This window comes from Psychrobacter sp. T6-1 (assembly GCF_052258445.1).
In genome coordinates this window covers 1-1,134 of the sequence record NZ_JBQQFC010000523.1, presented here as the reverse complement: position 1 = coordinate 1,134, position 1,134 = coordinate 1, and the positions used below count along the sequence as shown (strand labels likewise).

Annotated in this window: 1 protein-coding gene; it reads right to left on the bottom strand. The window is 50.7% G+C overall.

Annotated elements, in window-relative coordinates; translation table 11 throughout:
* Positions 1–999, bottom strand: a 999-nt coding sequence (locus ACTXGO_RS14290) for an LD-carboxypeptidase (protein ID WP_443574983.1), incomplete at its 3' end; no start/stop codon positions are given.
* Between the last annotated feature and the right edge of the window lie 135 nt (positions 1,000–1,134).

Sequence of the window (1,134 nt, the reverse complement as noted above, 5' to 3'; positions counted from 1 at the left end):
GGCGACGTCATAGCGCTTATCGTAGCTATCCTCGCCAGTCCCTGTAAGTGAGCCAAAGACAATCGCCTGCTGATCCTGAAATACACCTGCTAGGTACAAATCATAGAGCATACGCTCAATGCGATAAGGCTGCTCGCCGACGTCCTCTAAGAACACAATACCGCCATCGATACGCGGCAGATACGCGCTACCTGCTAGCGATGACACCACACTCAGATTGCCGCCCCATATCGTACCTGTCATCGCCTGACTATCCTTGGTTGCCAAAATAGCAGGCAGATTGTCGCCAGTGAGCGCCGCACTATTGATCTCTATGCTCAGATTTGGATCGCTAAGCGCTTGGGCGAACTGACGGCAGCTGACTTGATCTGGCGTTATTTTGCCAAACTCGCTATAGAGCATAGGCGCGGCAAGCGAGCTCATAGCGCCTTGTGCCAGTAGTGCGCACTGAATGGCGGTCACATCGCTAAAGCCTGCTAGTATCGTACCGCGCTCTGTCATGATACGTCCTAATGTCGCCCAGTCGATCATAGGCAGCATGCGCATGGCCCCGTAGCCACCGCGCACGCCAAGGAGCAATTTGGGCGCGGCTATCGCCCCTGTAGCGATGTTCTGTAAGTCGCCGGCGCGCTGCGAGTCCGTACCAGCAAAACGCAAATACTGGCGGCTAACGATACTAGGATTATCCACTCTAAACCCAGCGCAAGCCAAACGCTGGAGTCCCAATGCATTGCGCTCATCACTACCGCCGACGTTGGAGCTGGCAAATAGTCGCGTCTCGATAGTAGGCGTAATACAAGTAGGCGGCGCGAATGCTGATGACACAGGGTCACGGGCAACTGTCCTTGGCAAATCATCCTTGGTTAGCGGACTACTATCAAAACCATCAAGCGCTAGTGTGCTTGCTACACTTGGCTTTGCCAGCATACCAATGCTTGCACCTGCGCCTAAACGCTGTAAAAACTGGCGACGGTTTAGTCTTGATAAGATAGTAACCATTGATATACCTTTTAATAATTTGACTGATGCTAGGGCGTGTTTGATAATTCACAAATACGCACTGACAGAGACTATTTTTTAGTCGATTCAAAGATAAAAATAGTAAGTTTAGTCATTCTAAGCGTCTATTTTTAT